General features: G+C 60.5%; 24 protein-coding genes, 1 tRNA gene and 2 pseudogenes. 10 read left to right on the top strand and 17 right to left on the bottom strand.

The window, feature by feature from the left end:
- Positions 1–28 precede the first annotated feature (28 nt).
- A complete protein-coding gene (locus BSK43_RS24745) occupies positions 29–1396 on the top strand; it encodes an aspartate aminotransferase family protein (protein WP_077469944.1) in 1368 nt (455 codons plus the stop codon).
- A gap of 51 nt (positions 1397–1447) precedes the next feature.
- On the opposite strand, the gene BSK43_RS24740 is transcribed toward BSK43_RS24745, so the two are convergent.
- The gene (locus BSK43_RS24740) at positions 1448–2467 is read right to left on the bottom strand and encodes a glycosyltransferase family 2 protein (protein ID WP_077469945.1); all 1020 of its coding nucleotides are present in this window, start codon (positions 2465–2467) and stop codon (positions 1448–1450) included.
- Between the two features lie 94 nt (positions 2468–2561).
- On the opposite strand from BSK43_RS24740, the gene BSK43_RS24735 reads away from it, so the two are divergent.
- On the top strand, positions 2562–3521 hold the full coding sequence (locus BSK43_RS24735; protein ID WP_077469946.1) for a lysylphosphatidylglycerol synthase domain-containing protein: 960 nt from the start codon (positions 2562–2564) through the stop codon (positions 3519–3521).
- Between the two features lie 5 nt (positions 3522–3526).
- Here the strand turns inward: BSK43_RS24735 and BSK43_RS24730 are convergent, their stop codons facing one another.
- The 4 genes and pseudogenes from BSK43_RS24730 to BSK43_RS24715 all read right to left on the bottom strand — a co-directional run bounded on the left by BSK43_RS24730 (position 3527) and on the right by BSK43_RS24715 (position 5905).
- Positions 3527–4768 carry an RNA polymerase sigma factor gene (locus BSK43_RS24730; protein ID WP_136687267.1) on the bottom strand — a complete coding sequence of 414 codons (1242 nt, stop codon included), beginning with the start codon at positions 4766–4768 and terminating at the stop codon, positions 3527–3529.
- A gap of 10 nt (positions 4769–4778) precedes the next feature.
- Complete coding sequence (locus tag BSK43_RS24725) at positions 4779–5156, bottom strand: YciI family protein (RefSeq protein WP_077469948.1); 378 nt, start codon at positions 5154–5156, stop codon at positions 4779–4781.
- A 17-nt stretch (positions 5157–5173) separates the two neighbouring features.
- Positions 5174–5535, bottom strand: a pseudogene (locus BSK43_RS24720) (YciI family protein).
- A gap of 10 nt (positions 5536–5545) precedes the next feature.
- The gene (locus tag BSK43_RS24715) at positions 5546–5905 is read right to left on the bottom strand and encodes a YciI family protein (RefSeq protein ID WP_077469949.1); all 360 of its coding nucleotides are present in this window, start codon (positions 5903–5905) and stop codon (positions 5546–5548) included.
- Positions 5906–6060: 155 nt separating this feature from the next.
- Here BSK43_RS24715 and BSK43_RS24710 point away from each other — a divergent pair, with 155 nt between their 5' ends.
- On the top strand, positions 6061–6291 hold the full coding sequence (locus BSK43_RS24710) for a hypothetical protein (protein WP_077469950.1): 231 nt from the start codon (positions 6061–6063) through the stop codon (positions 6289–6291).
- Positions 6292–6304: 13 nt separating this feature from the next.
- Here the strand turns inward: BSK43_RS24710 and BSK43_RS24705 are convergent.
- The 3 genes and pseudogenes from BSK43_RS24705 to BSK43_RS24700 all read right to left on the bottom strand — a co-directional run bounded on the left by BSK43_RS24705 (position 6305) and on the right by BSK43_RS24700 (position 8645).
- Positions 6305–7807 (bottom strand): annotated as a pseudogene (locus tag BSK43_RS24705) (AMP nucleosidase).
- Between the two features lie 122 nt (positions 7808–7929).
- Complete coding sequence (locus tag BSK43_RS35200; protein ID WP_169055453.1) at positions 7930–8106, bottom strand: hypothetical protein; 177 nt, start codon at positions 8104–8106, stop codon at positions 7930–7932.
- A 200-nt stretch (positions 8107–8306) separates the two neighbouring features.
- Positions 8307–8645, bottom strand: coding sequence for a DUF2147 domain-containing protein (locus BSK43_RS24700; RefSeq protein ID WP_077469952.1), 339 nt, complete (start codon positions 8643–8645; stop codon positions 8307–8309).
- 462 nt (positions 8646–9107) lie between these two features.
- Here BSK43_RS24700 and BSK43_RS24695 point away from each other — a divergent pair, with 462 nt between their 5' ends.
- Complete coding sequence (locus BSK43_RS24695; protein ID WP_077469953.1) at positions 9108–9371, top strand: sel1 repeat family protein; 264 nt, start codon at positions 9108–9110, stop codon at positions 9369–9371.
- 133 nt (positions 9372–9504) lie between these two features.
- Here the strand turns inward: BSK43_RS24695 and BSK43_RS24690 are convergent, their stop codons facing one another.
- The 3 genes from BSK43_RS24690 to BSK43_RS24680 form a co-directional block, all read right to left on the bottom strand.
- Positions 9505–10617: a pyridoxal phosphate-dependent aminotransferase gene (locus BSK43_RS24690; protein ID WP_077469954.1), complete on the bottom strand. Its 1113-nt coding sequence runs from the start codon at positions 10615–10617 to the stop codon at positions 9505–9507.
- A 633-nt stretch (positions 10618–11250) separates the two neighbouring features.
- A complete protein-coding gene (locus BSK43_RS24685) occupies positions 11251–11874 on the bottom strand; it encodes a pyridoxamine 5'-phosphate oxidase family protein (protein ID WP_136687222.1) in 624 nt (207 codons plus the stop codon).
- Positions 11875–11958: 84 nt separating this feature from the next.
- Complete coding sequence (locus BSK43_RS24680; protein ID WP_077469956.1) at positions 11959–12510, bottom strand: carboxymuconolactone decarboxylase family protein; 552 nt, start codon at positions 12508–12510, stop codon at positions 11959–11961.
- Between the two features lie 104 nt (positions 12511–12614).
- Between BSK43_RS24680 and BSK43_RS24675 the strand changes: the two genes are divergently transcribed.
- The gene (locus tag BSK43_RS24675; protein WP_205910654.1) at positions 12615–13532 is read left to right on the top strand and encodes a LysR family transcriptional regulator; all 918 of its coding nucleotides are present in this window, start codon (positions 12615–12617) and stop codon (positions 13530–13532) included.
- Positions 13533–13545: 13 nt separating this feature from the next.
- Here BSK43_RS24675 and BSK43_RS24670 read toward each other — a convergent pair whose 3' ends face one another.
- On the bottom strand, positions 13546–13938 hold the full coding sequence (locus tag BSK43_RS24670; protein ID WP_169055452.1) for a PilZ domain-containing protein: 393 nt from the start codon (positions 13936–13938) through the stop codon (positions 13546–13548).
- 309 nt (positions 13939–14247) lie between these two features.
- Here BSK43_RS24670 and BSK43_RS24665 point away from each other — a divergent pair, with 309 nt between their 5' ends.
- Complete coding sequence (locus BSK43_RS24665; protein WP_077469958.1) at positions 14248–14682, top strand: glyoxalase superfamily protein; 435 nt, start codon at positions 14248–14250, stop codon at positions 14680–14682.
- 65 nt (positions 14683–14747) lie between these two features.
- Complete coding sequence (locus tag BSK43_RS24660) at positions 14748–16115, top strand: MATE family efflux transporter (RefSeq protein ID WP_077469959.1); 1368 nt, start codon at positions 14748–14750, stop codon at positions 16113–16115.
- Positions 16116–16176: 61 nt separating this feature from the next.
- On the opposite strand, the gene iolB is transcribed toward BSK43_RS24660, so the two are convergent.
- The 5 genes from iolB to BSK43_RS24635 all read right to left on the bottom strand — a co-directional run bounded on the left by iolB (position 16177) and on the right by BSK43_RS24635 (position 22899).
- Positions 16177–16974, bottom strand: a complete 798-nt coding sequence (iolB, locus tag BSK43_RS24655; protein WP_077469960.1) for a 5-deoxy-glucuronate isomerase — start codon at positions 16972–16974, stop codon at positions 16177–16179.
- Positions 16975–16990: 16 nt separating this feature from the next.
- Complete coding sequence (gene iolE, locus BSK43_RS24650; RefSeq protein WP_077469961.1) at positions 16991–17905, bottom strand: myo-inosose-2 dehydratase; 915 nt, start codon at positions 17903–17905, stop codon at positions 16991–16993.
- A gap of 66 nt (positions 17906–17971) precedes the next feature.
- Positions 17972–19822 carry a 3D-(3,5/4)-trihydroxycyclohexane-1,2-dione acylhydrolase (decyclizing) gene (gene iolD / locus BSK43_RS24645; RefSeq protein WP_077469962.1) on the bottom strand — a complete coding sequence of 617 codons (1851 nt, stop codon included), beginning with the start codon at positions 19820–19822 and terminating at the stop codon, positions 17972–17974.
- Positions 19823–19912: 90 nt separating this feature from the next.
- The gene (gene iolC, locus BSK43_RS24640; RefSeq protein ID WP_136687220.1) at positions 19913–21847 is read right to left on the bottom strand and encodes a 5-dehydro-2-deoxygluconokinase; all 1935 of its coding nucleotides are present in this window, start codon (positions 21845–21847) and stop codon (positions 19913–19915) included.
- A 179-nt stretch (positions 21848–22026) separates the two neighbouring features.
- Positions 22027–22899: a MurR/RpiR family transcriptional regulator gene (locus BSK43_RS24635; RefSeq protein WP_077469963.1), complete on the bottom strand. Its 873-nt coding sequence runs from the start codon at positions 22897–22899 to the stop codon at positions 22027–22029.
- A gap of 231 nt (positions 22900–23130) precedes the next feature.
- On the opposite strand from BSK43_RS24635, the gene BSK43_RS24630 reads away from it, so the two are divergent.
- The 3 genes from BSK43_RS24630 (at position 23131) to BSK43_RS24620 (ending at position 25831) form a co-directional block, all read left to right on the top strand.
- On the top strand, positions 23131–24249 hold the full coding sequence (locus tag BSK43_RS24630) for a Gfo/Idh/MocA family oxidoreductase (RefSeq protein ID WP_077469964.1): 1119 nt from the start codon (positions 23131–23133) through the stop codon (positions 24247–24249).
- Between the two features lie 146 nt (positions 24250–24395).
- On the top strand, positions 24396–25613 hold the full coding sequence (locus BSK43_RS24625; RefSeq protein WP_077469965.1) for an FAD-dependent oxidoreductase: 1218 nt from the start codon (positions 24396–24398) through the stop codon (positions 25611–25613).
- Positions 25614–25741: 128 nt separating this feature from the next.
- Positions 25742–25831, top strand: a tRNA-Ser gene (locus tag BSK43_RS24620).
- The last annotated feature ends 6 nt before the right edge of the window (positions 25832–25837 follow it).

Genomic DNA, 25837 nt, shown 5'->3' with positions numbered 1-25837 from the left:
GCCTTTCAATCCGACGAGGATTTCGCAGATGCCCGATACATCCAGCCGCTCCAATCTCGCCGCCCTCGATGCCGCCCACCATCTCCATCCCTTTGCCGACATGAAGAAGCTGAACGCCGATGGCGCGCGCATCATCCAGCGGGGCGAGGGCGTCTATATTTTCGATAGCAACGGCAAGAAATATCTGGATGGGTTTGCCGGCCTCTGGTGTGTAAATATCGGCTATGGCCGCACGGAGATCGCCGATGCCGCCATCAGGCAGATGAACGAGCTGCCCTATTACAATACCTTCTTCGGCACGACGACGACACCGGCAACATTGCTGTCGGAAAAGGTCTGCGCCCATGCCGGCCCGCATTTCAATCATGTCTTCTTCACCAATTCCGGCTCCGAGGCCAATGACACCTGGTTCCGCATGGCGCGTGTCTACTGGGCTGCTGTCGGCAAGCCGACGAAGAAGGCCGTCATTGCCCGCAAGAACGGCTATCACGGCTCCACAGTCGCGGGCGCCAGCATGGGCGGCATGAAATATATGCATGAGCAGGGCGACCTGCCGATCCCTGGCGTCGTCCATATCGGCCAGCCCTATTGGTATGCCGAGGGGGGCGATCTCTCGCCCGAGGAATTCGGTCTCAAGGTTGCCCGCGAGCTGGAGGAGAAGATCGATGAACTGGGCGAGGACAATGTCGCCGCTTTCATCGCCGAGCCGGTGCAGGGGGCTGGCGGCGTCATCGTGCCGCCTTCCACCTATTGGCCGGAGATCGCCCGCATCTGCAAGGCGCGGAATATTCTGCTCGTCTGTGACGAGGTGATCTGCGGCTTCGGTCGTCTCGGCTCCTGGTTCGGCTATCAGCATTTCGGTGTCGAACCTGATCTCGCTCCGATCGCCAAGGGGCTATCATCGGGCTACCTGCCGATTGGCGGCGTGCTCGTCAGCGATCGCATCGCCGACGTGCTGATCAACGAGGTCGGCGAGTTCAACCACGGCTTCACCTATTCCGGCCATCCGGTGTGCGCGGCAGCTGCGCTCGAGAATTTGAGGATTATCGAGGACGAACGGCTGATCGAGCGTGTCCGCGATGATATCGGCCCTCATTTTGCCAAGGCCTGGGGCAACCTGACGGATCATGACATGGTCGGCGAAGCGGTCAGTATTGGCCTGATGGGCGCTCTGCAGCTCGCAGCCGACAAATCCACGCGCCGCCGCTTCGAAAAGCCGGATGCCATCGGCTCGGCCGTGCGCAACCACGCTCTCACCAATGGCTTGGTGCTGCGCGCGACCGGCGATCGCATGCTGGCATCGCCACCGCTGATCATCAGCCATGAAGAAGTGGACGCCATGGTGCGCATCACACGGCTGGCGCTGGATGCCGTCTGGGCCGAAGTGAGGTCTTAACTAGCACCCCGATCGGGATGGCTTGGATCACCTTGCCATCCGGTCGGAACTCTATGCGTCCTGATTGTTACGATCGAAGATCTTGCGGACTATATAATTCGGCGAAAGATCGTCGCGATAATAGATGCGGGCGATCATTTCGGCGAGAATTCCTGTGGTGATCATCTGCACGGACGACAGGAGCAGCACGACGCCAACCATCAGCAACGGACGGCTGCCGATATCGTCGCCGAAGACGAACTTGTCGATGAAGAGCCAGAACAGGATCAAGGCTGCGAGCGCGCCGAGGCCGAGGCCAAGGGAACCGAAGAAATGGCCCGGCCGCGCCTTGTAACGCATGAAGAACATCACCGACAGCAGATCGAGAATGACGCGGAAGGTCCGCGAAATCCCGTATTTGGAGGTGCCGTGTTGGCGCGCATGGTGGGTGACGGGCACTTCGCCGATGCGTGAGCTCGGGACAACGCCGGCGACCCAGGCCGGGATGAAGCGATGCATCTCGCCCATCAACTTCACCTGCTTGATGATCGATGAGCGGTAGATCTTCAGGCTGCAGCCATAGTCGTGCAGCTTGACGCCGGTGATGCGGCCGATCAGGTAATTGGCGCACCAGGAGGGGATCTTGCGCAGGAAAAGCCCGTCCTGGCGGTTCTTGCGCCAGCCGACGAGCAGATCGAGCTGCCGCCGTTCCAGCTCCTCGACCATCGAGGGAATATCCTTCGGGTCGTTCTGCAGATCGCCGTCCATGGTGGCGATGAGCCGGCCGTTTGCGGCATCGATACCGGCCTGCATGGCGGCAGTCTGGCCGAAATTGCGCTGGAGCTCGACGATCCGCAATGTCAGCCCGTCACGCAGCAGCGAGCGGCGCGCATTGGCCAGCGTGGCGTCCGTGCTGCCGTCGTCGATAAGGATCAACTCCCAGCGCTTGTCAAAGCTCGCCATCGCGGAACAGATGCGCTCGATCAGCGGACCGACGCTTTCTTCCTCGTTGAAGACGGGCACAACCAGCGAAAGCTCAAGCGGGCTTATCGCATCGGCCTGGGGGAGGGTCGACTCTGCCGTTGTCTGCAACTCTTCTTTCTCCTACAAGACCGGCAGAAACATGCCGGGCGAAACGAGCGACTGTCCGGTCTGAAGCCTCAGCTCGCATTGGGTGCCTAACTACATGAAGACTCCGATGGTTGCCAGCCGACAGAATTGGTTTATTCGCAACCGAATGATGCTGCTGACGCTGGCCGTCGTCATTGCCTATGCGGCCTTCATCGAATGGTTCTGGGGCTGGAGTTCGATCCTGGCGCAATGGGGCAAGGTCGGCGCCCTGCCCATCCTTCTCGCGCTTGTGCTCCTGACCGGCACCTACTTTCTGCGCACCTGGCGCTTTTACGATTACTTCCCGAAGGAAACGTCAGGCCATTTCGCAGTGCTGTTCCGTGTGACGCAGGTGCATAACCTGCTGAATATCATGATGCCCTTCCGCACCGGCGAGACCAGTTTCCCGGTGCTGATGCGATCCGAATTCGGCATTCCGCTGGCTCGTGGCACTTCGGCGCTGCTCGTCATGCGGTTGCTCGACCTGCATGCGCTACTGGCCGCGGCCGGCGTCGGTCTTGTGCTTGCTTCGCCCTATCGCATTCTGGCCTGGGTCGTGTGGTTGGCTTTCCTGCTTTTGCCGGTCGTGGGCTTCGTCTCGCGCCGCCCGCTGATCCGCCTTGCCGCCCGCATCTTGCCGAAGAAGGCGCAAGGGCTGGTGCACGAGCTCGAGCGTGGTCTGCCGGTCGATGCTCAGGCCTTTGCGCGCGCCTGGCTGACGACGGTGGTCAATTGGCTGGTCAAGGTTGCGGTCCTTGCCTGGGCGCTCGGCCTGATGAACGTCACGCCGCTGTCGGCAAGCTTCGGTGGCGCGCTTGGCGGCGAATTGTCGTCGGTGCTGCCCGTGCATGCGCCGGGAGGCGTCGGCACCTACCCGGCCGGGATCACCGCCGGCGCCATGGCTTTCGGCGCTTCAGGGGAGAAGGCTGCGCTTGAAAATCTGGCGCAGGCCAGCATCAACACCCACCTCCTAATCGTCGTTTCGGCGCTGACGGGCACCGCGATCGGTTTGCTGGTATCGCGCAAGCGCGCCTGATCCGGCTACTGTCGCGTCTTGACTTCAAGCTCGGCAAGCCGCTTGCGCAAGAAGGCCTGCTCCGGCGCCTGTTGGCAAAGCGATAGTGCCGTCACATAGGATTCTCGTGCCTCGTCGCTGCGCCCAAGCTGGCGCAGGAAATCGGCCTTCGCTGCATGCGTGAGGTGATATCGTCCCATACGCTCTTCCCCGAGCAATCTATCGACGATCGAAAGTGCCACTGCCGGGCCATCGCACATCGAAACGGCCACCGCTCGATTGAGTTCGATGACCGGTGAGGGGTTGGCCACCAGCAACAGGTCATAGAGCGCGACAATCCGCTGCCAGTCAGTATCCTCTGCCGTCTGAGCCCGGACATGCTCGGCTGCAATGGCCGCCTGCAGCGCATAGGCGCCGACACTTTCTGCGGCCATCGCCCTGGCCGAGAACGTCAGGCCCTCGCGAATTCCTTCGCGGTCCCAGAGCGAGCGATCCTGATCGGCAAGCAGCACCAAATCGCCTGATGCATCGGCGCGGGCATGCCGTCGAGAATCCTGCAGGAGCATCATCGCCAGCAACCCCGCGACCTCAGCATCCGGCAGAAGCTGCAGCAGCAGCCGGCCAAGACGAATGGCTTCGGCCGAGAGATCAGCGCGGACGATCGCCGAGCCCGATGATGCTGAATATCCCTCGTTGAAGACGAGGTAGATGACATGCAGCACCTGCGCCAGCCTCTCCGGCAACTCGGTCTTGTCCGGCACTTCGTAGGGGATTTGGGCAGAGCGGATCCGGTTCTTGGCGCGGACGATGCGCTGGGCCACGGTGGGCGCCGGAATCAGGAAGGCGTGGGCGATCTCTTCCGTCGTCAGGCCGCATACTTCCCGCAGCGACATCGCCATCTGCGCTTCCGCCGGAATGAGAGGGTGGCAGCAGGTGAAGACCAGCCGCAGCATATCATCCTCGATCTCGTTGCTTTCAGCGATCTCCATTGTTTCACCCTCCGGATAGAGGCTGTCGGCGATATCGGCCTGGGCGGCATTGAAACGCGTTCGCCGCCTGATGTGATCGATGGCGCGAAAGCGCCCGGCGGAGACGAGCCAGGCATAGGGATTGGCCGGTATCGTCTCTTCGGTCCATTGCTGTGCCGCCGCCGAAAATGCATCGTGGAGCGCCTCCTCGGCCCGGTCGAAATCGCCGAGCAAGCGGATCAGCGTCGCCAGCACGCGGCGCGAATGGCTGCGATAGATGCTGTCGATGGTCTGGTTCAGCGACACGGTGTCAGCGTTCCCCCGCGAGATCTCCCTGAAGCGTCAGAATACGCACCGGACGGATCTCGATGGCACCGTAGCGCGCCGAGGGAATACCTTTGGCGATCTCGGTCGCCCCTTCCAGATCCGGCGCTTCGATGAGATAGAAGCCAGCCAAATGCTCCTTCGTCTCCACGAACGGCCCATCCGTCACCGAAAACGTGTCGCCCCGCGGCCGGATGACGATCGATTTGTCCCGGAGTTCCAGTGCATCCGAAACGATCAGGGTCCCGTCCTGTCGCAAGCCCTCATCATAGACGAAATGTTCGCCGATCAGATGGTTCATCTCATTCGGTGACAGCCGTCCGTCGACATCGACCGTTGTGTAGATCAGGCATAGAAACCGCATGTCTTCTCCTCTCGCAGCTATTCGTCCGGAAAGCGGATGTCGAAGGAGGCACGGACCTCGATCATGCCGTAGCGGGCAACGGGGAAGGTGGCGGCGATGGCCGTCGCTTCTTCATATCCCCAGCCTCGATCAGCACGAAGCCGCCGAGATGCTCCTTCAATTCGGCAAAGGGGCCGTCGGTAACAGCTGCTTCACCTTTGCGAACCCGAACCGTTCTGGCAGTCTCCGGCTCCCGCAATGCGTTGGCAACAACAATATGACCGCTGGCGCGCAGCCGGTTGTCATTGTCGATGGACTCCTGCGTGAGCCGTCGCCCTTCCTCCTCGGAAAGCTTGGCGATCTCTGCGCTCTCGAACCAGACCTGGCAAAGAAATTTCATGGCAGCCTCCTCAGGCGTCAGGGCCGAATTCATGGATCGGCCGCACCTCGATGGCGCCGAGCTTGGCGAGCGGAATGCCCGCGGCGACGCGGATCGCATCGTTCAGGTCCTTGGCCTCGATCAGGATGAAGCCGCCGAGATATTCCTTCGTTTCGATGAAGGGGCCATCGGTCACCGCCGTCTCGCCGTTGCGGACCCTCACGGTCACCGCCGATCTTGGAGACTGTAGCGCCTCGGCTTGGATCATGTTGCCGCTTGCTATCAGATCCCGATCGTAACCGAGCGAATCCGAATCGAGCCTGTGCTTTTCTTCCTTGGTCATGAGGTCGAGCCTCGTGCCATCGAACCAGACCTGGCAGAGATATTTCATCGCAGCGCCTCCTCTTTCAATTTGCTGACGCCATAGACGAGCAGGCTTTACGCAAATCGACATCCCGATCCGCAGCATGACAAAAATTCCGGGCGTTGTCGAAAAGGGCGCGCGCCGGTCGTCCAGTTTCCGTCATTACCAAAGGAGAGACGGAAATGTACGGTCTGGAGGCAGCAATCGTGCACTACTGGCAAAAGAAGACAATGTCTGAAGAAGAGCTGCTGGATGCGGCGGATGTCGGAAGGGTCGTCTACCGCATCTGGATCGGCTTTGCGGGCTTTGCCTTCTTGATCCTGTGCCTGAGTTGGGGTGCAGCGCCGAACGACGAACGGCCGCAAGTTGCGGCCGCCGTTCAGATGCATTCAGTCCCCTCGGAGGGGCAATAGTCCGTAGCGTTGCTTACTGGAACGCCGTTTCGAAGAAGCTGCGCAGCTTGCGCGAATGTAGCTTTTCCGGTGGCATTTCGGCCAGTTTCTGGATGGCGCGGATGCCGATCTGCAGATGCTGGTTCACCTGCGTGCGATAGAAGGCGGTCGCCATGCCCGGGAGCTTCAGCTCCCCATGCAGCGGCTTGTCCGAGACGCAGAGCAGCGTGCCGTAGGGAACGCGGAAACGGAAGCCGTTGGCGGCGATCGTCGCCGATTCCATATCGAGCGCAACGGCGCGAGCCTGTGACAGCCGTTTGACCGGTCCTGCCTGATCGCGCAGTTCCCAGTTGCGGTTATCGATGGTGCCGACCGTGCCGGTACGCATGATGCGCTTCAGTTCGAAGCCTTCGAATCCGGTGATTTCGGCAACGGCCGCCTCCAGCGCTACCTGCACTTCGGCGAGCGCCGGGATCGGCACCCAGACCGGCAGGTCGTCGTCGAGAACGTGGTCTTCGCGCATATAGGCATGTGCGAGCACGTAGTCACCCAGCCGCTGGCTGTTGCGCAGGCCGGCGCAATGGCCGAGCAATCAGCATGCATGCGGGCGCAGCACGGCGACGTGGTCGGTGATCGTCTTGGCGTTGGACGGGCCGACGCCGATATTGATCATCGTGATGCCGGCATGGCCCTTCTTCTTCAGATGGTAGGCCGGCATCTGCGGCAGGCGTGGCGGCGTCGTATCGCCCTCGGGCTGGCTGGAGCCAGCCTTGGTGATGATGTTGCCGGGTTCGACGAATTCGGTATAGCCGTCTCCGCCGCTCGCCATCAGATCACGAGCCCATTTGCAGAATTCGTCGATATAAAACTGGTAGTTCGTGAACAGCACGAAATTCTGGAAATGTGCAGCGCTCGTCGCGGTATAGTGCGAGAGGCGCGCCAGCGAATAGTCGATGCGCTGTGCGGTAAAGGGCGCAAGCGGCGATGGTTCGCCCGGCGGCGGGATATATTCGCCGTTGGCGATCTCGTCGTCGGTGGTGTTGAGATCCGGCGTATCGAAAAGGTCGCGCAGCGGGATATCTTCGAAAACCGCGGCGGATGCCTCGACATGCGCGCCTTCACCGAAGGCGAAATGCAGCGGAATGGGCGTCGTCGATTCCGACACGACCACCGGCACATTGTGGCTGCGCATCAACAGCGTCAGCTGCTCCTTCAGATAGTGACGGAACAGATGCGGACGTGTGACAGTCGTCGTGTAGACGCCGGGTGCGGTGACGTGACCATAGGAGAGGCGCGAATCGACATGGCCGAAGCTGGTCGTCTCGATGCTGACCTGCGGATAGAAGGCGCGGTAGCGCGCCGTGATCGGCGCGCCGCTCGCCAACTTGGTGAAGCTGTCGATCAGGAACGCGGTGTTGCGCTCGTAAAGCTCCGTCAGCGCGTCCACAGCCTTGGCCGGATTATCGAAGGTCCGCGGCTGGAACGGGGTGGGGGAGGAGACGTCGAGGGGTGAAAAAGGAGAGATTCGGTTGCTCATGAGCCATTATAGAGTGTCGTTGTTAACAAGCAAACGACGTTGAAAGAGACGGTCCCGGATTTTCGCAGCTATTTTTGCAGCCGCATCCAAATCCCAGCCAGCCGGGATGAGGAAGTGTTCGCTTACTGAACGGTTGTGCAATAGGGCGCGCCGGTTTGCAGGCATGTGAAGCTTGCCCCGAAATGCGATTGCGCGCCGCTGCGGCCGGCGTGTTCGACGACGGCTGAAAAGCTGAATGCGAAGACGGCGGCAAACAGCATGATAACAACAAACCGCCGTGCGATGATGATCGAGTCCATGTTCCCGGCCCTACCAGTGCCCTATACTGGACACTGTTTTGCCATGGTCAGGCTGAACAGGTGCTGAGATACCGGTTCATCCAGCGTTCATGATTCTTAATCTTGCTCGCAGGCTTGTTCCGGACGTCGCCCATAAGAAAAAGCCTGCCCGAAGCGAGCCGGGCAGGCGTGGAATCAGGCCTCTTTCAAGGCGCGTGTCCTCAGAGCCTCTTCCAGGTCTGCGACTTGCAGAAGATCTTCAGGACGCAGCCCGTCATCTTCAAGCTATTGCCGCTGATCGCGCCGGAGCCGCTATAGGTCTTGTCCTCGGAGGGGTCGGTGAGTTCGCCGGTATAGCTGCCGCCCTTGCCCTGCATCTTGCCGATCTGCCGGCCCGCATATTTGCCCGTCTTCAGCGTCACGCAATAGCTGTCCGCGCAGGGCGTGATGGCGGCGGTATCGCCAGCCTCGGTCTTCCAGTTGCCCACGATCGCCTCGTCGGCGAAGGCGCTGCCGGCGCTGACGAGCAGCGCGGCGGCAAAAATCGTTGCACGGATCATAGTGTGTTCCTCCCCAGGGCACCTTCCGGCTCAATAGCCGGAAATGAGGCGAGATTATCTGACGCGAACGTAAAGGTAAATATATTTTGCAAGCGCAAATTCCTTGTTTTGCGGCCCTCCGGCCCATCGAAAATCACCGTTTCCAAAGACGGCAGCTTTTTTCATGGTGAATGAAGGGTTTAAATCCAGATCTTAACAAGACGTAAAATTCGCTCAAAAGTCCTTAATTTGCAAGGCAAGCGATGTTTAACAAAATCCCAAGTTTACCAAGCATTTGTACTTTGTTTGCATCGAATTAAGCATGCATTTTAGCCGTTTTTTGAAAGCCGTCTGCGATAGTGAAGCCATCAAACGAGCGGGGCAAACCCGCCGGCCGGAAGGACCGGAAAGCCGCGAACGACGGCAAGGTTCCGACGGAAAAACAGGGCAAGTACAAACAGAAGTGAAACAGGGATAAAACCGATGGCACGCTTCGAAATACCGATGTCTGAAATGGCCATGATGGGTGGCAACGGCGCCGATGCCCTTTGCGAGCTGGGTGTGAACTACGCAACCGGCAGAGGCTGCACCACAGATCTCGTCGCCGCCCATAAGTGGTTGAATATCGCCGCCATCCGTGGCAGCGCGCGGGCCGCCGAGCTTCGTGCCGACGTCGCCGCGACCTTGACCAAGATGCAGCTCGCGGCAGCGCTCCGCGCCGCCCGCGAGTGGATGACCACGCACTGAAGCGCGCCATGCCGAATACGACGTACTGACCTCGAAAGAGGGGATGTCGGCGGACGACGGAGAGGCGAACCGCCGAAATGACGAAAACCGCGACCGGCCGGAACAAGGCCGGCGCGGTTTCGTCGTTTCTAGCTTAGCCGATCGCCTTCAATACCTTCGGGAGCGCCTCGGCCAGGAGATCCAGGTCCTGTTTGGGTCCGACGCTGACGCGGATACAGCGGTTGAGCGGCGCTACGCCCGGCATGCGGATGAAGACGCCGTGCTGGATCAGCCCATCAACGATCGCGCGGGCATGGACGCCATCGCGGCCGCAATCGATGGCGACGAAATTGGTGGCCGACGCCAGCGGCAGGAGCCCGTTGTCCCGCGCGATCACGCCGATCTGCTCGCGAGCAGCCTGGATCTTTCCGACGACCTCGGCGAGATAGGCCTGATCCTTGAGGGCTGTGAGCGCTGCGACGGTTGCCAGCCGGTTCATACCGAAATGATTGCGGATCTTGTCGAAGGCGATCACGGTCTCTGGTGCGCCGATGACATAGCCGACGCGCGCGCCGGCAAGGCCATAGGCCTTTGAGAAGGTGCGGGTGCGCAAGACGTTCGGCAAGTCGGTCAGATCGGAAATCGCCGGCAGCGAACTCGCTGGCCCCGTCTCGCTATAGGCCTCGTCGAGGATCAGCAGACAATTTTCCGGCAGGGCGCGAGCAAAGGCGACGACCTTTCCTGCCTCCCACCAGCTTCCCATCGGATTGTCGGGATTGGCGAAATAGACCAGGGGCGCTTGCTCGCGTTTGACCGCCTCGAGCAGCCCATCCAGATCCTCGCGATCATCCACGTAGGGTACCGTCACAAGCCGGCCGCCGAAGCCGGCAACGTGGAAATTGAAGGTGGGATAGCCGCCGAGCGAGGTGACGACAGGCGTCCCCGGTTCGATCACCATGCGCGCGATCAGGCCGAGCAGGCTGTCGATGCCTTCGCCGACGGCGATATTGCCGGATTGGACGCCGAGATGCGCGGCAAGCGCCTGTTTCAGCGCGAAGTTTTCCGGATCATTGTACATCCAGATATCGCCGGCCTGCTCGCGCATGGCCGCGATCACGGAGGGCGCAGGACCAAAGCCGTTCTCATTGGCGCCGATGCGGGCCTTGACGGAGAGCCCGCGCTGGCGCTCCAGCGCTTCGGGGCCGACGAAAGGAACGGTGGAGGGAAGGGCGCTGATCAGCGGCGTGAAGCGCGAAAAGGCGGACATGCTGGCTCTGTTTCCCGAATTCTGTTGCAAGGTGCGGCAGAATAGGCGCTTGGCAGGCCGTTGCAAGGGTGGAAACCGCTCGATCTATCCACATTATGGAGCAAATTTTACCGGGCTACTTCAATGGTAAAAGAGAGCGATCAGCTTGTGGCGACTGAGGAGAAGCAGTGCTTTCGTATCGCGTCAGGAGCGGATGTTGCGGGTTATTGGAAATACCATACTTTCCAGACCCGGAACTGACGGAGTTTTGCGAAAAAGCGTCAGATTGAGGTTTCTATTGAATTCGAAGCAACGATGTGGGTCTCAAAATGTGGACTAAAATCGTAAGAGTTGTCGCTCGGTCTGCATGCCCGATTTGTGACAATGGAAGTTGGCATTTGGAAGCGGGTGAGGATTTAGATGATCCAAATCCAATGGTTAGATGCGCCCGGTGCGGTCATGTTGCACCGTCCGGCGATTTTCGGCGTTCCACCGAATCCGAAGAAACAAAGCTCCTACCTCGATCAAACGAATAGATCTCGTAGTACGAGATTCTCAGGTGCTTTAAAGTTCGCTCCGGCTCGAACGCAGACAAAGCGCTCGTGAGCGAATCTGAACGCCCGAAACGCATTCCGAGCGATCCCCAGGCCACTGCTATTCCCGCGGCGCAGACATCGCTGTGATCCGGCTTTCCAGCTCGGCGATCTTACGATCCTTTTCAGCCAGCAACGTTTGAACAGTGGCGGCATCGATAAGCTGCGGTATGTGCTGCGGGCAGTTCACATCCCAGGCGGTTACGGTGAAGAGGATCACCTGTTCGACGCGGGCCTTGTAACCCTCGGGAAACAGGCGCTCGGCGAGCTCGGCATCGCCCTCGACCACTCTTGCCTCGCCCCAGATCTTGACGCGCTGCCGGTATGTATAGTCCATCAGAAACAAATGAGCCTTGGGATTTTCGACGAGGTTTCCCTGCGTGATGTATTGGCGATTTCCGGCGAAATCGGCAAAGCCGATCGTCTTTCGATCAAGGACCTTCATAAAGCCGGCCGGGCCGCCGCGATGCTGGATATAGGGCTGGCCCGCGGCATTTGCCGTCGCCAGAAACGCGCTTGTGCGGCTCTCGATAAATCCAGCAATCTCAGCGGTGATATCGGTCTGCCACGACCCTCCGATTTCCATTCGCTCATAGCCGCGCCTGGAACCCTTGCGGCTCTGAATGGCCTTCACGGAGGGAGTGAAGGCGACATCGCTTGAAAACTCCAGATTTGAATCGGACATCGCCAACTCCTGATCACTCATCGTGATTTAAGTAAATTCGATCTATGGCTCGGCTGCCGGTGAGGGCAGCTCTATCGGTGCGGATCAGGCCGCTTTCCTCGCCGTGACCACAGGGAAATCGATCTCGGTGCCTGCCACCTTGTTGAGATAATTCGTCCATGTGTTCAGCGCGACGTGGAGAATGATCTCGATGATTTCGGCGTCGTCATATCCGGCCGTTTTCACCATCTCGACGTCGCTTGCGTCGACGCTACCGCGTTCGCGGGCCACCTTGGCGGCAAAGCGGACCGCAATGTCAGCCTTGGGGTCGTTGGACTTGCCGTCCCGGTTAGCTTGCATCTCCGCATCGTCGAGTTTGGCGAGGTTGTGACCGAGATAGGTGTGAGCCGAAAGGCAATAGTCGCAGCCGTTGATCTCGGCGACGGCGAGCGCGATCCGATTACGGGTCTGGACCGAGAGCTTCCCCTTTCCAAGCGCGCCGAAAAGCCCGAGATGACCTTCCAGAGACTGCGGGCTGACTGCCATCAGACGAAAAAGATTGGGAGCGACGCCAAGCTGCTGCTTGACGGCCGTCAGCATCTGCTGGGAGGCGATCGGAGCGGCTTCGATCGTGGCAGGGATTGCGATGCGGGACATGTAATTGCCTTTCGCTTGGAGATTTGACGTCCCCACCCTACTTCCTTCCGCTTTATGCGAATATCTGCTACTTTCAGGAATGATCCTCTCATTTTGTGGAAGTCATGCCTGATCGTCTCGAAGCCATGTCCGTGCTTCTCTCTGTCGTGGACGCCGGAAGTCTCTCCGCTGCATCCCGTAATCTCGGCCTGCCACTGGCAACCGTGAGCCGAAAGGTATCGGAGCTTGAGAGCCACCTCGGAACGCGCCTGTTCCAGCGCGCCGGGCGCGGCCTGATCCTGACTGAGACAGGCGAGGCCTACGTGGCGTCCTGCAGGCGCATTCTGGAGGATGTCGCCGAGGCGGAGCGCACGGCAGCGGGCGAGTTCAAGGCCCCGAAGGGCAGCCTGACGATCACCGCGCCGGTCGTCTTCGGCCGGCTGCACGTCCTGCCCGTCATCACCGAATTTCTGAAGACCTATCCCGAGATCGACGTCCGGCTCATCCAGTCCGATAGATTGATCGACCTGCCCGAAGAGCATGTCGATCTGGCTGTTCGGATCGGCAAATTGCCCGACAGCAGCCTGGTTTTTCGCAGCGTGGGGGAGGTCAGGCAGGTGATTTGCGGAAGTCCCGCATATCTGGAGGAGCGAGGAGCTCCCGCAAGTCCGGACGATCTCCGGCTGCACGACTGCATCACGTTCGAAAATCTGATGTCGGTAAAGTCCTGGACCTTCCGAATGGGGCAATCGGAAATCAGCGCCCCAATCCGGTCCCGGCTCGTCGTCGACACCGCCGAGGCAGCCATCGACGCTGCTGTCGGCGGCCTCGGTCTCGCCCGCGTGCTTTCCTATCAGGTGAGGACGCTCATATCCGAAGGGCGATTGAGAACTGTTCTCGACGATGCGGAGCAGGACCCGTGGCCGATCAGTCTGGTCTATCCGTCGCGGGGGCTTATGGCGCTGAAAGTCAGGGCCTTCCTGGATTTTGCAGCCTCGCGGCTCAAGGACAGGCTTGGTCGGCCGGGAACTGTTGCTCCATAACCGAGATCTGGACCTATCGTTTCCTGCCGCGTGCGGCGAGCGCTTCGGCATTGCCGATCATGAAATCGGCGCGCACGACGCGGCGCAATGTCTCCGGCTCGATCAGGTTGATGAAGCGGACATGGATGCGGTTGCCGTTGCGGCTCGTTTCGGCGCAGGCGATGCGATAGGCGAGGCCGAGAATGTTCAGGTAATAGTGGTTCGGCAGTCCCACAGTCGTGGCAACTACGAAGCTGGCGCCGCCGCGCGAGATGTCGACGATCTCGGCGCTGCGCATGGAGATGCCGGTGAGACAGGGACGTACCGCTACGAGACGCGCGGGTCGCTGGACGTAGAACCGCTCCCAACTCCGTTCGTAGACTTCGGATTTGACTTTCGCCAGATGCGTTGCGCGAAGCATTGTCATTCCCTGTTTAAGAACAGACCGAATTCATCTCGGTTACACCACGAACCTTGCACGGAGGTTTTGCGGAAGCGTCAATTGCATTGGTAGAATTTTAACGGGTTCGCTGTTTGTGCCGATTTGAGGGCATCTTGACAGCAAGATCGGCTTCGATCATAGGAAACCTCGGTTCGAGGCGCCTGCCGCTCGCGGATGAAAATCCAAGGTGAAGTTCTCGCAGTTTTGGTCACAGCCACTTAAGGCATGCTGACTGACGGTAATGCGAGCCCCGTTTCACGGTCGTAATTGCGTGCCTTGGTAAAGGCTGATCCTATGACGACGTATCCGTCCATAGATGAATTGAAGGCACAGGCCCGACGTCTGCGTCAGGCCATGGCTGAGCGCGGCGATGACATGAGTCACTCGACGGCGCTGGAGCTGATCGCGAAGCAACATGGCCTGCGTGACTGGAACACGCTGTCGGCGCTCGCGGCCAAACCGAATGATGGGCCTGACGCGCCCTTCGATGTCGGCTCCGCCGTGCGCGGCCGCTATCTGAACAAGCCTTTCACGGGCAAGGTGGTGGCAATATCGGCGAAATCAGGCGGGCTCTACAGGATCACCATTCACTTCGACGAACCGGTCGATGTGGTGGAGTTCGAGAGCTTCTCGGCCTTTCGCCAACGCATCAACGCCCAGGTCGATGCCGACGGCATTTCGCCGCGCAGGACGTCGAATGGCCTGCCGCATCTCGTGCTCGACATCTGACATTCCTCTTTCATCGATAGATCCCTATCTTCGCCCATAACGCGTGATTCTGTCCGGATACCACCATGACCCGTCATACCGAAAACAATATGTTCCTCACCGGCTGGCTGCCTGGCGTCTTCGCCAAGACCGCCGCGCCGATCATCGTCATCACCACGGTCAGCGGCCTTTTTGCCGTCGTCGACGCCTATTTCCTCGGCGTCTATGTCGGCGCCGAGGCGCTCTCGGCGGTCAGCCTCATCTTCCCCGCGCTCATGCTGCTGGTCGCGTTGCAGACACTGGTGTCGAACGGCATGGCGAGCATCCTCGCCCGTCGCCTCGGGGCCGGGGATCGCGCGGGGGCAAGATCCGTGTTTACCGGCGCCCATACGCTCGCAATCGCGGTCGTGATTGTCATCAATCTCGTCTACTGGCTCGCAGCCCGGCAGTTCATTGCCGTGGCTGCGGCGGGAAACACCGATGTCGCCCGCAGCGCCGAGGCCTTCATGGGCGTCATGGTCGCCTTCGCGCCGATCAGCTTCTTCCTGTCCGTGCATCTCGATGGGCTGCGTTGCGAAGGAAAGCTCGGCTTCATGACGCTGGTGACGCTTGCCTCGACGCTGCTGAACATCCTGGCAAACTGGCTGTTGATGGCCGTCTTTCACTGGGGGGTGGTCGGCTCGGCCGGCGGCTCGATCCTGGCGCAATTCATCTGCCTGACGATCGTCGTCATCTATCGCCTGCGTCGGCCGAATGGTCTCTGGGTCGATATGGCCCTGCACGCGCGGGAATGGCGCGGCATCTTTGCCTTCGGCGCGCCGATGAGCCTCGGCTTCATCGGCATCTCGCTGAGTTCGGCTGCCATCCTTTTCAATGTGTCGATCTGGCATGAGGGGGACTATGTCTCGACCGTCGGCGCCTATGGCATCGTCACCCGGGTCATGACCTTCGCCTATCTGCCACTGCTGGGCTTGAGCATCGCACTGCAGACCATATCGGGCCATAATCATGGAGCCGCCCTTCCAGCCCGCGTCGGCCACAGCGTTGTCATCGCCATGATTTCGGCGCTGGTTTATTGTGCGGCAATCGAGCTTATCGTCGAACTGCTGGCGGCACATATGGGCTCGATCTTCGTGGCTGATCCGCTGATCGTCGCGGAGGTCGGCCGCATCCTGCCCTGGACGATCGGTGCCTATTTCCTCTTCGGCCAGGCGATCATCCTGTCGTCCTATTTCCAGTCGATCGGCGATGCCAAGCGCGGCGCGATCTTCGGTTTGTCGCGGTCCTATCTGTTCACCCTGCCGCTGACATTCCTCCTGCCGTTCGTCTTCGGCGAACGCGGGATCTGGATGACGCCCATCTTCGCGGAAGCAGGGATGATCCTGCTTACCTGGCTGGTGCTGTCGCGCAATGCCAGGGACCGGAACTGGCGCTACGGCTTGTTGCCTGCTTGAAATGGAAAAGGCCGCGCTTTCGGGCGCGGCCTTTTCGTTAAATACCAGTCTCAGGCTAACGTCAGGACTTGAGCAGCCATTCGTGTTCTACCGCATTGTGGAATTTCCAGATGCGCTTCGGTCCGGCCATGACGTTGAGATAGTATAGATCATAGCCGTGGCAGGCGGCGCAGGGGTGATATCCCTTCGGCACCAGCGTCACGTCGCCGTCCTCCAGCACCATAGCCTCGTCCAACGACCGGTCGTCGGTATAGACGCGCTGGAAGCCAAAACCCTGCGGCGGGTTGAGGCGATGGTAATACGTCTCCTCAAGGAAGCTTTCGTTCGGGAGATTGTCCTGATCGTGCTTATGGGGAGGATAGGAGGAGGTGTGACCGCCCGGCGTGATCACTTCCACGACGAGCAGCGAGTGCGCCGCACCATCGTCTTCCGGCATGATGTTGTTGACGTGGCGGACATTGGTGCCCTTGCCGCGTGTCAGTGCCGGGTGGGTGCCCGGCGGAATGGCGCGGGCCTCATAGGAGCCGCCACCCGGTGCCGAGCAGACTGCCAGTTCCAGATCGGTCTCCGCGGTCACCGACCAGCTTGAACCCGCCGGAATATAGAGCGCATGCGGCGCTCCCTCGAAAGGGCTCATGCGGCCGCCGAGCAGGCCGAAATCCTTCGCGCCCGCCTTGGCGCTGCCCTTGCCGCTGACCCAGACGAGGCAGACTTCGCGATCGCCGGTTTCGGCCGAAGCGGTCTCACCCGGCTTCAGGCGGTGGAGGTCGAAGCCGACATAGGTCCAGCCGGCGCTTTCAGGCGTGACATGGGTGACGCGGCCATGGGAGCCATCAGGTTTGACCTTGAGATTTTGCATGGACGTTGTTCCTTGCTTACTTGGGAAAACCTTCGGTTTCCACGGTGTAGCCCGCCGCCGTCATGACGCGCATCAATTCGGCATGGCCGATCTCGGCCATTTTCTGTGGCGGCGCCTTGCGCGGGTCCTGCTCCGCCTCGACGACGAACCAGCCTTCATAGCCGTAACCGGCCAGACGCTTGACGATCGCGCCGAAATCGAGCGAGCCGTCGCCCGGCACCGTGAACGCGCCGAGCGCGACGGCGTCGAGGAAGGACTGCTTGCTCCGATCCAGCCCGTCGACGACAGGCTTGCGGATATCCTTGACGTGGACGTGGTTGATGCGGGCGTGGTGGTTGTCGATGGCGCGCAACACGTCGCCGCCGGCAAAGGCGAGGTGACCAGCATCGAGCAGAAGCGGAATGCCTTCGCCGGAATTGCGCATGAAGGCGTCAAGTTCCGGTTCGGTTTCGACGACAGCCGCCATGTGATGGTGATAGGAGAGCGGCATGCCTTGCGCGGCGCACCATTCGCCGAATTCGGTGACGCGGCGGGCATAGGCCTTCATCTCGTCATCCGAAAGGCGCGGCTTGGTGGCGAGCGGCTTGGAGCGGTCGCCCTGGATGGAGCGGCCGACTTCGCCATAGACAATGCAAGGCGCGTTGACTGCCTTGAACAGCTCGATCATCGGCGCGATGCGGTCCTTGTTGGCGGCAAGCTCCTCGTTGACGAGTGTGCCGGAGAACCAGCCACCGCACAGCGTCACGTCGGCGGCGCGCAGGATCGGCAGCATCTCATCCGGGTTGCTCGGGAAGCGCCGGCCCTGTTCCATGCCGGTGAAGCCGGCGCCGCGCGACTGGCGCAGGCATTCTTCGAGGGATACGTCGTCGCTCAGCTCGGGAAGATCGTCGTTCCACCACGCGATGGGCGACATGCCAAGTTTGGCCTTCATCAATGGTCTCCTTGAAATAGTGTCGGAGGAGCGTCTCAGCTCCTCCGGAAAAGTGTCTGACATCAGTTAGCCGATGCGCTGGGCGGCGCGGGCCTTCTCGTAAGCGGCGCGAGCCTTGTTGACCTCGGGCCGCGGACTGACTTCGGGAACGGCGACGTCCCACCAATGGCCGCCTTCGTCCGTGGTGATCAGCGGGTCGGTATCAATGACGATGACCGAGGTGCGATCGTTCTTCTTCGAGGCTTCGATCGCCTGCTCCAGGTCGGTGATGGAGGAAACCTTGACCGCGATAGCACCCATGCTGGCCGCATGCGCCCGGAAATCGATCTCCGGCATCACTTCGTGGTACGAATCCTTCAGCAGATTGTTGAAGTTCGCGCCACCGGTCGCCATCTGCAGCCGGTTGATGCAACCGTAGCCGCGATTATCGAGCAACACGACCGTCAGCTTCAGGCCGAGCATGACCGAGGTCGCCAGTTCGGAATTCAGCATCATGTAGGAGCCGTCGCCGACCATGACGACGACTTCCTTCTCGGGATGGGCCATCTTCGCGCCGAGCCCGCCGGCGATTTCGTAGCCCATGCAGGAGAAGCCGTATTCCATGTGGTAGCTGCCGGGCGCACTTGCCGGCCATAGCTTGTGCAGTTCGCCGGGCAGGCCGCCGGCGGCGCAAAGCACGGTAGTTTTCTCGCCACCAAGGGTACGTGCGACCGCACCGATCACCTGAGCATCGGAGGGCAGGGCGGCATTCGTGGCCGCCATCGCCTTGGCGGCGGCTTCCATCCAGATCTTCTTTTCCTGCGTTGCTTTCTCGGCAAGTACTGCCGGAGCCTTCCAGCCGGCAAGGCCAGCGTCGAGTGCCTTCAGACCTTCGCGTGCATCCGTCACCAAGGGATGACTATTGTGCTTCAACGCGTCATAGGCCGCGATATTAAGGCCGATGAGCGCCAGTTTTTCGTTCTTGAACAGCGCCCAGGAGCCGGTGGTGAAATCCTGGCAGCGTGTGCCGACAGCGATGACAAGATCTGTATCCTCGGCAATGGCGTTGGCGGCCGATGTTCCGGTCACACCCACCGAGCCGAGCGCCAGGGGATGCGTCTCATTGATCGCCGACTTGCCGGCCTGTGTCACCACGACGGGCACGCCGTGCGCTTCGGCGAAAGCCGTGAGTTCCTTGGTCGCCTGCGAATAGAGCACGCCACCGCCGGCAAGAATGACCGGCTTTTCCGATTTGCGGATCAGCGCGATGGCATTGGCAAGCTCGTCTGCGTCAGGCTGCGGGCGGCGCTGGGTCCAGACGTGCTCTTCAAAGAAGCTCTCCGGATAGTCGAAGGCTTCCGCCTGCACATCCTGGCAAAGTGAGAGTGTCACCGGGCCGCAATCAAGGGGATCGGTCAGCACCTGCATGGCGCGCTTCAGCGCCGAGATGATCTGCTCGGGCCGGGTGATGCGGTCGAAATAGCGCGAGACCGGACGGAAGGCATCATTGGCGGAGACGGTGCCGTCGCCGAAATCCTCGATCTGCTGCAGCACCGGATCCGGCGCGCGATTGGCGAAGACGTCGCCGGGCAGGAAGAGAACGGGAATGCGGTTGACGTGGGCGACGCCGGCGGCGGTGACCATGTTCAGCGCGCCAGGGCCGATCGATGTCGTGCAGGCCATGAAGCGCTGGCGGAAGCTTGCCTTGGCATAGGCGATGGCGGCATGCGCCATGCCTTGCTCATTGTGGGCGCGATAGGTCGGCAGCTCCTCGCGCACCTGATAGAGCGCCTCGCCGATGCCGGCGACGTTGCCGTGACCGAAGATCGCCCAGACGCCGCCGAAGATCGGCTGCTTCTGCCCGTCGATCACTGTCATCTGCTTCTTGAGGAAATGCGTGACGGCCTGTGCCATCGTCAGTCGGATCGTCTTGCCCATCGGGCGCCTCCCAAATGCCGTATCTCTTTAGTTTTAAGCAATTCCGGACGCAAAACCGCTATGCACTTTTGCTTGAATTGCTCCAGAATTTCACAGGCCGCGGGTTTTAAGCCACGCCTGTGTCAATTGCCGGAAGCGGCCGGCCATGTCGGCAGTCGCTTCCTCGTCATTCATGCTGCCCGACAGCCAGGCGCGGGCCACATCGGAAAAGATCGTCCGCCCGACGGCGAAACCCTTGACCGAGGGTGCGGCCAGCGTTGCCTCGAAGCTACGGATCAATTCCTCCGCTGGCGCCTCCAGACCCAGCAGCACGATACCGCGGCACCATGGATCATTTTTGGCGATCACGGCATCGATTTTTTTCCATGCGGCGGTCGATTCTTGCGGCTCCAGCTTCCACCAGTCCGGCTTGATGCCGAGTCCGTAAAGCTCTTCCATGGCTGTCGGGATCGTGTCGTCGGTCAAAGAAGCGTTCTTGCTGGCGATGATTTCGACCAGAAGCTCACGGCCGACCTTGCGCGCCGCTTCGAACAGTGTGCGAAGCTTCTCCTGCTGCTCCGCCTTCAAGTCCGCGGGATCGTCCGGATGGTAGAAGCAGAGGCATTTGATGCAGTGGTTGAGCGGCCATTCGACGAGTTGCGAACCGATATCCTGGCTGAATTCGAACTTCAGCGGCTTCGATCCCGGCAGCTCGACGGGCCGTCCGATCCAGGAGAAATTCTTGGTCGCGGCATCGAAGAAGGCGTCACGGCCGAAACGTTCATCGATCAGCATACCGTAGCCGGGCCGTCCGTCCGCCACGCGCGCGGCCGCCTCGACGGCCAGCCGTTTGAAGGCAACGATCCTGTCATGGCCGATGCCGAGTTCGTCGGCAACGCTAACGAGCTGCGAGCGATGATCGATGGCAAGCGCCATCAGCAGCGGGATTTCTTCGCCACGCCGCGTCGTTGCCCAATGAACGTGGTTGATCGCCTCGTCCTTGCGCAATGCCCGGTGCTTGCTGCCCGTCTTCAGGAAAAAGTCGAGTTCGGTCCAGGTCGGATATTCCGGCGAGCAGAGCAGGCGGGAGACGGCGAAAGCACCGCAGGCATTCGCCCAGGTGGCGCAGGTCTTCAGCGGTTCGCCGCGCAGAAAGCCGCGCAGGAAGCCGGACATGAAGGCATCGCCAGCGCCAAGCACGTTGAAGACTTCGATCGGGAATCCCTCGCCGACAATACCGGCTTCAAGATCGTCCGAGATTGGGCCGTCATAGACGATGCAGCCCATGGCGCCGCGTTTCAGCACGATGACCGCAGACGAAAGACGGCGGATTTCCTTCAGCGCGCCGAGCACGTCGTCGGCACCCGAGGCGATCATGATCTCCTCTTCCGTGCCGACGATCAGATCACAATGCGGCAGCGTCTCCTTCATCTTGGCGGAGACGCGATCGGATTTCACATAGCGCTCGAAGCCTTCAGCGTGACCGGCGAGGCCCCAGAGGTTCGGCCGGTAATCGATATCGAAGAGCACCTTGCGGCCATTCGCCTTGGCAATGCGGATCGCCTTGCGCTGCGCTGCCTCGGTGTTGGGTTTTGAAAAATGCGTGCCGGAGACCAGAACGGCGCCGGAGGATTTGATGAAGTCTTCGTCGATATCGCTTTCATCGAGCGCCATGTCAGCGCAGTCGGAGCGATAGAAAATCATCGGCGAGACGCCCTCGGCCTCGACTGCAAGCAGCACAAGCGCTGTCAGGCGCTCCCTGTCTGTCGCGATCCCGTCGACGGCAACACCTTCGCGCGCCGACTGTTCGCGGATGAAGCGGCCCATCTGCTCGTCGCCGACGCGGGTGATGAGGCCGGATTTCAGCCCCAGCCGCGCTGTGCCGATGGCGATATTCGCCGGGCAGCCGCCGACCGACTTGGCAAAGGAGGCAATATCCTCCAGCCGCGAGCCGATTTGCTGGCCATAGAGATCGACGGAAGAGCGGCCGATGGTAATCACATCGAGTTTCGCCTCCGGCCGAGCGCCCGGATTATCGTGTGCCATGATGTCCTCCCGTCCATGCATGACCTCTTTTGCTCTTCAGCTTTCGCCGAGATCATGCGTTATTGAAAGTGCCGGTATTCGTTTCGTCCCGGTTGCGGTGGATCGGCGGGCTATGTTTTATGGCCGCGATCTCGGTTGTAGTGAAACATCGGTTCCGAGAATTTGTCAATTCGGAATGTTTATTCCATTTTGGTTTTATCGGCTTTTGCCATGCCTTTTCGCCGGCGCTCGGCTATGGCGACCGGGAAGGCCATGACCAGCGCCATCGATGCCGACATAGAGCGGAAACCGGCGAAGTCCGCCTCGGCCACCTCAAACCAATGAGTGGCACAGGCGGTGAGCGGCGAGAAGGCCGAATCGGTAATGGCGATGACGGGCACGTTGCGCGAGGCGAGGTCCTCCGCCTGCGCCAGGCTGTCTGCGGCATAGGGCGAAAAGCTTGCCGCGATCGCCGCGTCCTTTTCCGTGGCAAAGCGGGTGATCTCGCCGTCGATTCCATTCGGCGAAGCGACGATCTGGTGGCGGATATTCAGCTTGGAAAAGGCGTAGGTCATATGCGCCGTCAGCGGATAGGAGCGGCGCTTGGCGATGAGATAGATCGTCTCGGCGGCGGCGAGCACGTCGATTGCCTTGGCAAAGGTCTCGGTCTCGATGGTGGCGGCGAGCTTGTTGACCGATTGGCTGGCGGCAGACAGGAAGCCGGAGAGAATGCCGGCCTCTTCGTCCTTGATGCCGGAGCGTTCCAGCGTCACCAGCCGCTCTTCGTAGCTCAGCGTCCGCTCGCGCAGCCTCTCGCGAAAGATGCTCTGCAGATCGGAAAAACCTTCATAACCGAGATGGTGTGCGAGGCGTACCAGCGTCGACGGCTGGACTTCGGCCGCTGCGGCAATGCTGGCTGTCGTGCCGAAGGCGACTTCGTCGGGATTGGCAAGGGCAAAGGCGGCGACCTGCGCAAGGCGCTTCGGCATGGCGCTCTTCCGCTCTATGACGATGCTACGCAGGCTTTCGAAGTCGCGCGGCACCCTGATCTGCGTGTCGATGCTGTTATCCATGCCCCATCCTTCCGCCGCCATATCAGTCAATGAAACAAACATTCCATATTTGCAACGATAGCGGATTTTGATTTGCTCGGCACGAATATTTTTAAGAGAATGATTTAAAACGAATAAATTGGCTTTTTTGGCAGTTTGCGCGATGTTGCGCTCAACGGCCCGCTTGTCAAAACGGTCTAAATATTCCAAAAATTGCCCAGCTTCGGGAGAAGATTTGAGGAGAGTGGGCAAATGAAGCCGTTGGGCGTTGGATTGATCGGTACCGGCTACATGGGCAAATGCCATGCGCTGGCGTGGAATGCGGTGAAGACCGTGTTCGGTGACGTTGCACGGCCCCGCCTAGTGCATTTGGCCGAGGCCAATGCCGACCTGGCAAAGGCGAGGGGCGACGAATTCGGCTTCGAGAAGGCGACGGCCAACTGGCGCGATCTCATCGCCGACCCCGACGTCGACGTCGTTTCCGTCACCACACCCAATCAATTCCATCCGGAAATGGCGATTGCGGCCCTGGAAGCCGGCAAGCATGTCTGGTGCGAAAAGCCGATGGCGCCTGCCTTTGGCGATGCCGAACGCATGCTGGCCGCAGCTAGGTCTTCGGGCAAGGTCGCCATTCTCGGCTACAATTATATCCAGAACCCGGTGATGCGGCACATCAAGGCGTTGATCGAAGACGGCGCGATCGGCGCGGTCAATCACGTCCGCGTGGAAATGGATGAGGATTTCATGGCCGATCCGAACGGCCTGTTCTACTGGAAGAGCGAACTTGCCTCCGGCTACGGCGCTCTCGATGATTTCGCCGTGCACCCGCTCTCCCTGCTGTGGTTCCTGTTCGGTCATGTCGATGCCGTCATCACCGATATGGTGAAGCCCTATGCGGAGCGGCCCTTGAAGGATGGCGGCAGCCGCACTGTGGAAAATCACGATCTCGCCAATGTGCTGATGCGGCTTGGCGGCGGCATCTCGGCCGTGCTGATGGCCAATCGCTCCGCCTGGGGCCGCAAGGGGCGCATCGCCCTGCAGATTTTCGGCTCCAAGGGCTCGATTTCCTACGACCAGGAGCGGATGAACGAATTCGAACTCTATCAGGCCGAGGGCAGGGACAGTGAGCAAGGCTTCCGCAAGGTTCTCGCCGCACCGGCCCACAAGCCCTACGACCGCTTCATCCCGGCGCCCGGCCACGGTCTCGGCTTCAACGACCTGAAGATCATCGAATGCCGCGAGCTGATCCGCGCCATTTCCGGCGAGCCTGCGTCAGTCGTGGCTTTCGCAGATGGCCTGCGTATCGAAAAATCGGTCCATGCCATGGCCCGTTCCTTTCATGAGCGGCGCTGGATCGAAATCGAAAGCTGAGCCTTTCGGCCTAATTTTCTCCCGATCCGGGGTGCAGGGTCAGTCATGATTGACGCTTGCGGGTGCAAGCGTTACCCCTGAGGCCCATAAGCGCATCTTCCTGTATCAGGCAGGTGGATCGCTATAATAACAATGGAGTACGGATCGTGACGGGCAGATTGGTCATTGTCGGGGCCGGGCAGGCGGGTTTTGCGCTTGCTGCCAAATTGCGCGGGCTGGGTGATTCGAGGCCGATCACCATCGTTGGTGCGGAAGAAAACCTTCCCTATCAGCGGCCACCATTGACCAAGAAATATCTGCTTGGCGAAATGAGCTTCGACCGTCTGCTGTTTCGCCCGGAGCATTGGTATGCGGACAACAATGTCGAGATCCGCGTCTCCACCTGGGTCGAGCAGATCGATCGTGCCGCAAAGCAGATCGTCATGCAGGACGGCTCCAGGCTGGACTATGAGACGCTGGCGTTGACGACAGGATCCACGCCGCGCCGCCTGCCGCCCTCCGTGGGCGGTGCGCTCGAAGGTGTCTATCTCGCCCGTGACAAGCGCGATGCCGATCTGCTTGCCGGCGAAATGCGGCCCGGACGCCGGGTCCTCATCATCGGTGGCGGATATATCGGCCTGGAAGCCGCGGCCGTCGCGCGCCATCGCGGCCTGGAAGTGACCCTGATCGAAATGAGCGACCGAATCCTGCAGCGCGTCGCGGCCAAGGAAACGGCCGACATCTTCAGGGCAATCCATCAGAAGCATGATGTCGTCATTCGCGAACAGACTGGGCTGAAGCAGCTCATCGGCCGCAATGGCCATGTCGTCGGTGCGGAGCTTTCCGATGGGTCGACGATCGATGTCGACTTCGTCGTCGTCGGCATCGGCGTTGCCCCGAATGACAGGCTGGCCAAGGAGGCGGGTCTTGAAGTTGGCAACGGCATTACTGTCGATTCCTTCGCCCGCACCTCCGATCCGTCGATCTTTGCCATGGGCGATTGCGTCGAGCTGCCATGGGAAGGCGGTCGCATCAGGCTCGAATCGGTTCAGAACGCGGTCGACCAGGCGGATGCCGCCGCCGAGATCATCGCCGGTGGCGGCAAGGCCTATGATCCGAAGCCATGGTTCTGGTCAGATCAATATGACGTGAAGCTGCAGATCGCCGGTTTCAACCTTGGCTATGATGAGACGCTGCTGCGCCCCGGCGCCCGTGAGGGTGCGGCCTCCGTCTGGTATTTCAAGCAGGGCCGCTTCATCGCCGTCGACGCCGTCAATGATGCAAAGGCCTATGTTACCGGCAAGAAGCTTCTGGAAATCGGCGCCAATCCGTCCAAGGCGATCCTTTCCGATCCCGCTGCCGACCTCAAGCAACTATTGGCTTGAGGTCGTTTTCACGCCCGCGAGAGCACATGTCCTTCGGTAACCGGTTGTTGCTGAATCTCGGGAAGAACGTGCGTGAAGGCGAAAAAGCGCTTGCGTCGATAAATGAATGGCCCTATCAGGGCCGCACCGGAGAGGTGGCCGAGTGGTCGAAGGCGCTCCCCTGCTAAGGGAGTATACCAGAGATGGTATCGTGGGTTCGAATCCCATCTTCTCCGCCATTCCTA

Source organism: Rhizobium sp. P44RR-XXIV (assembly GCF_001999485.2).
Lineage (GTDB): Bacteria > Pseudomonadota > Alphaproteobacteria > Rhizobiales > Rhizobiaceae > Rhizobium.
Note: the sequence above shows the minus strand (reverse complement) of the source record. Positions and strands in the feature narration are given on the sequence as shown.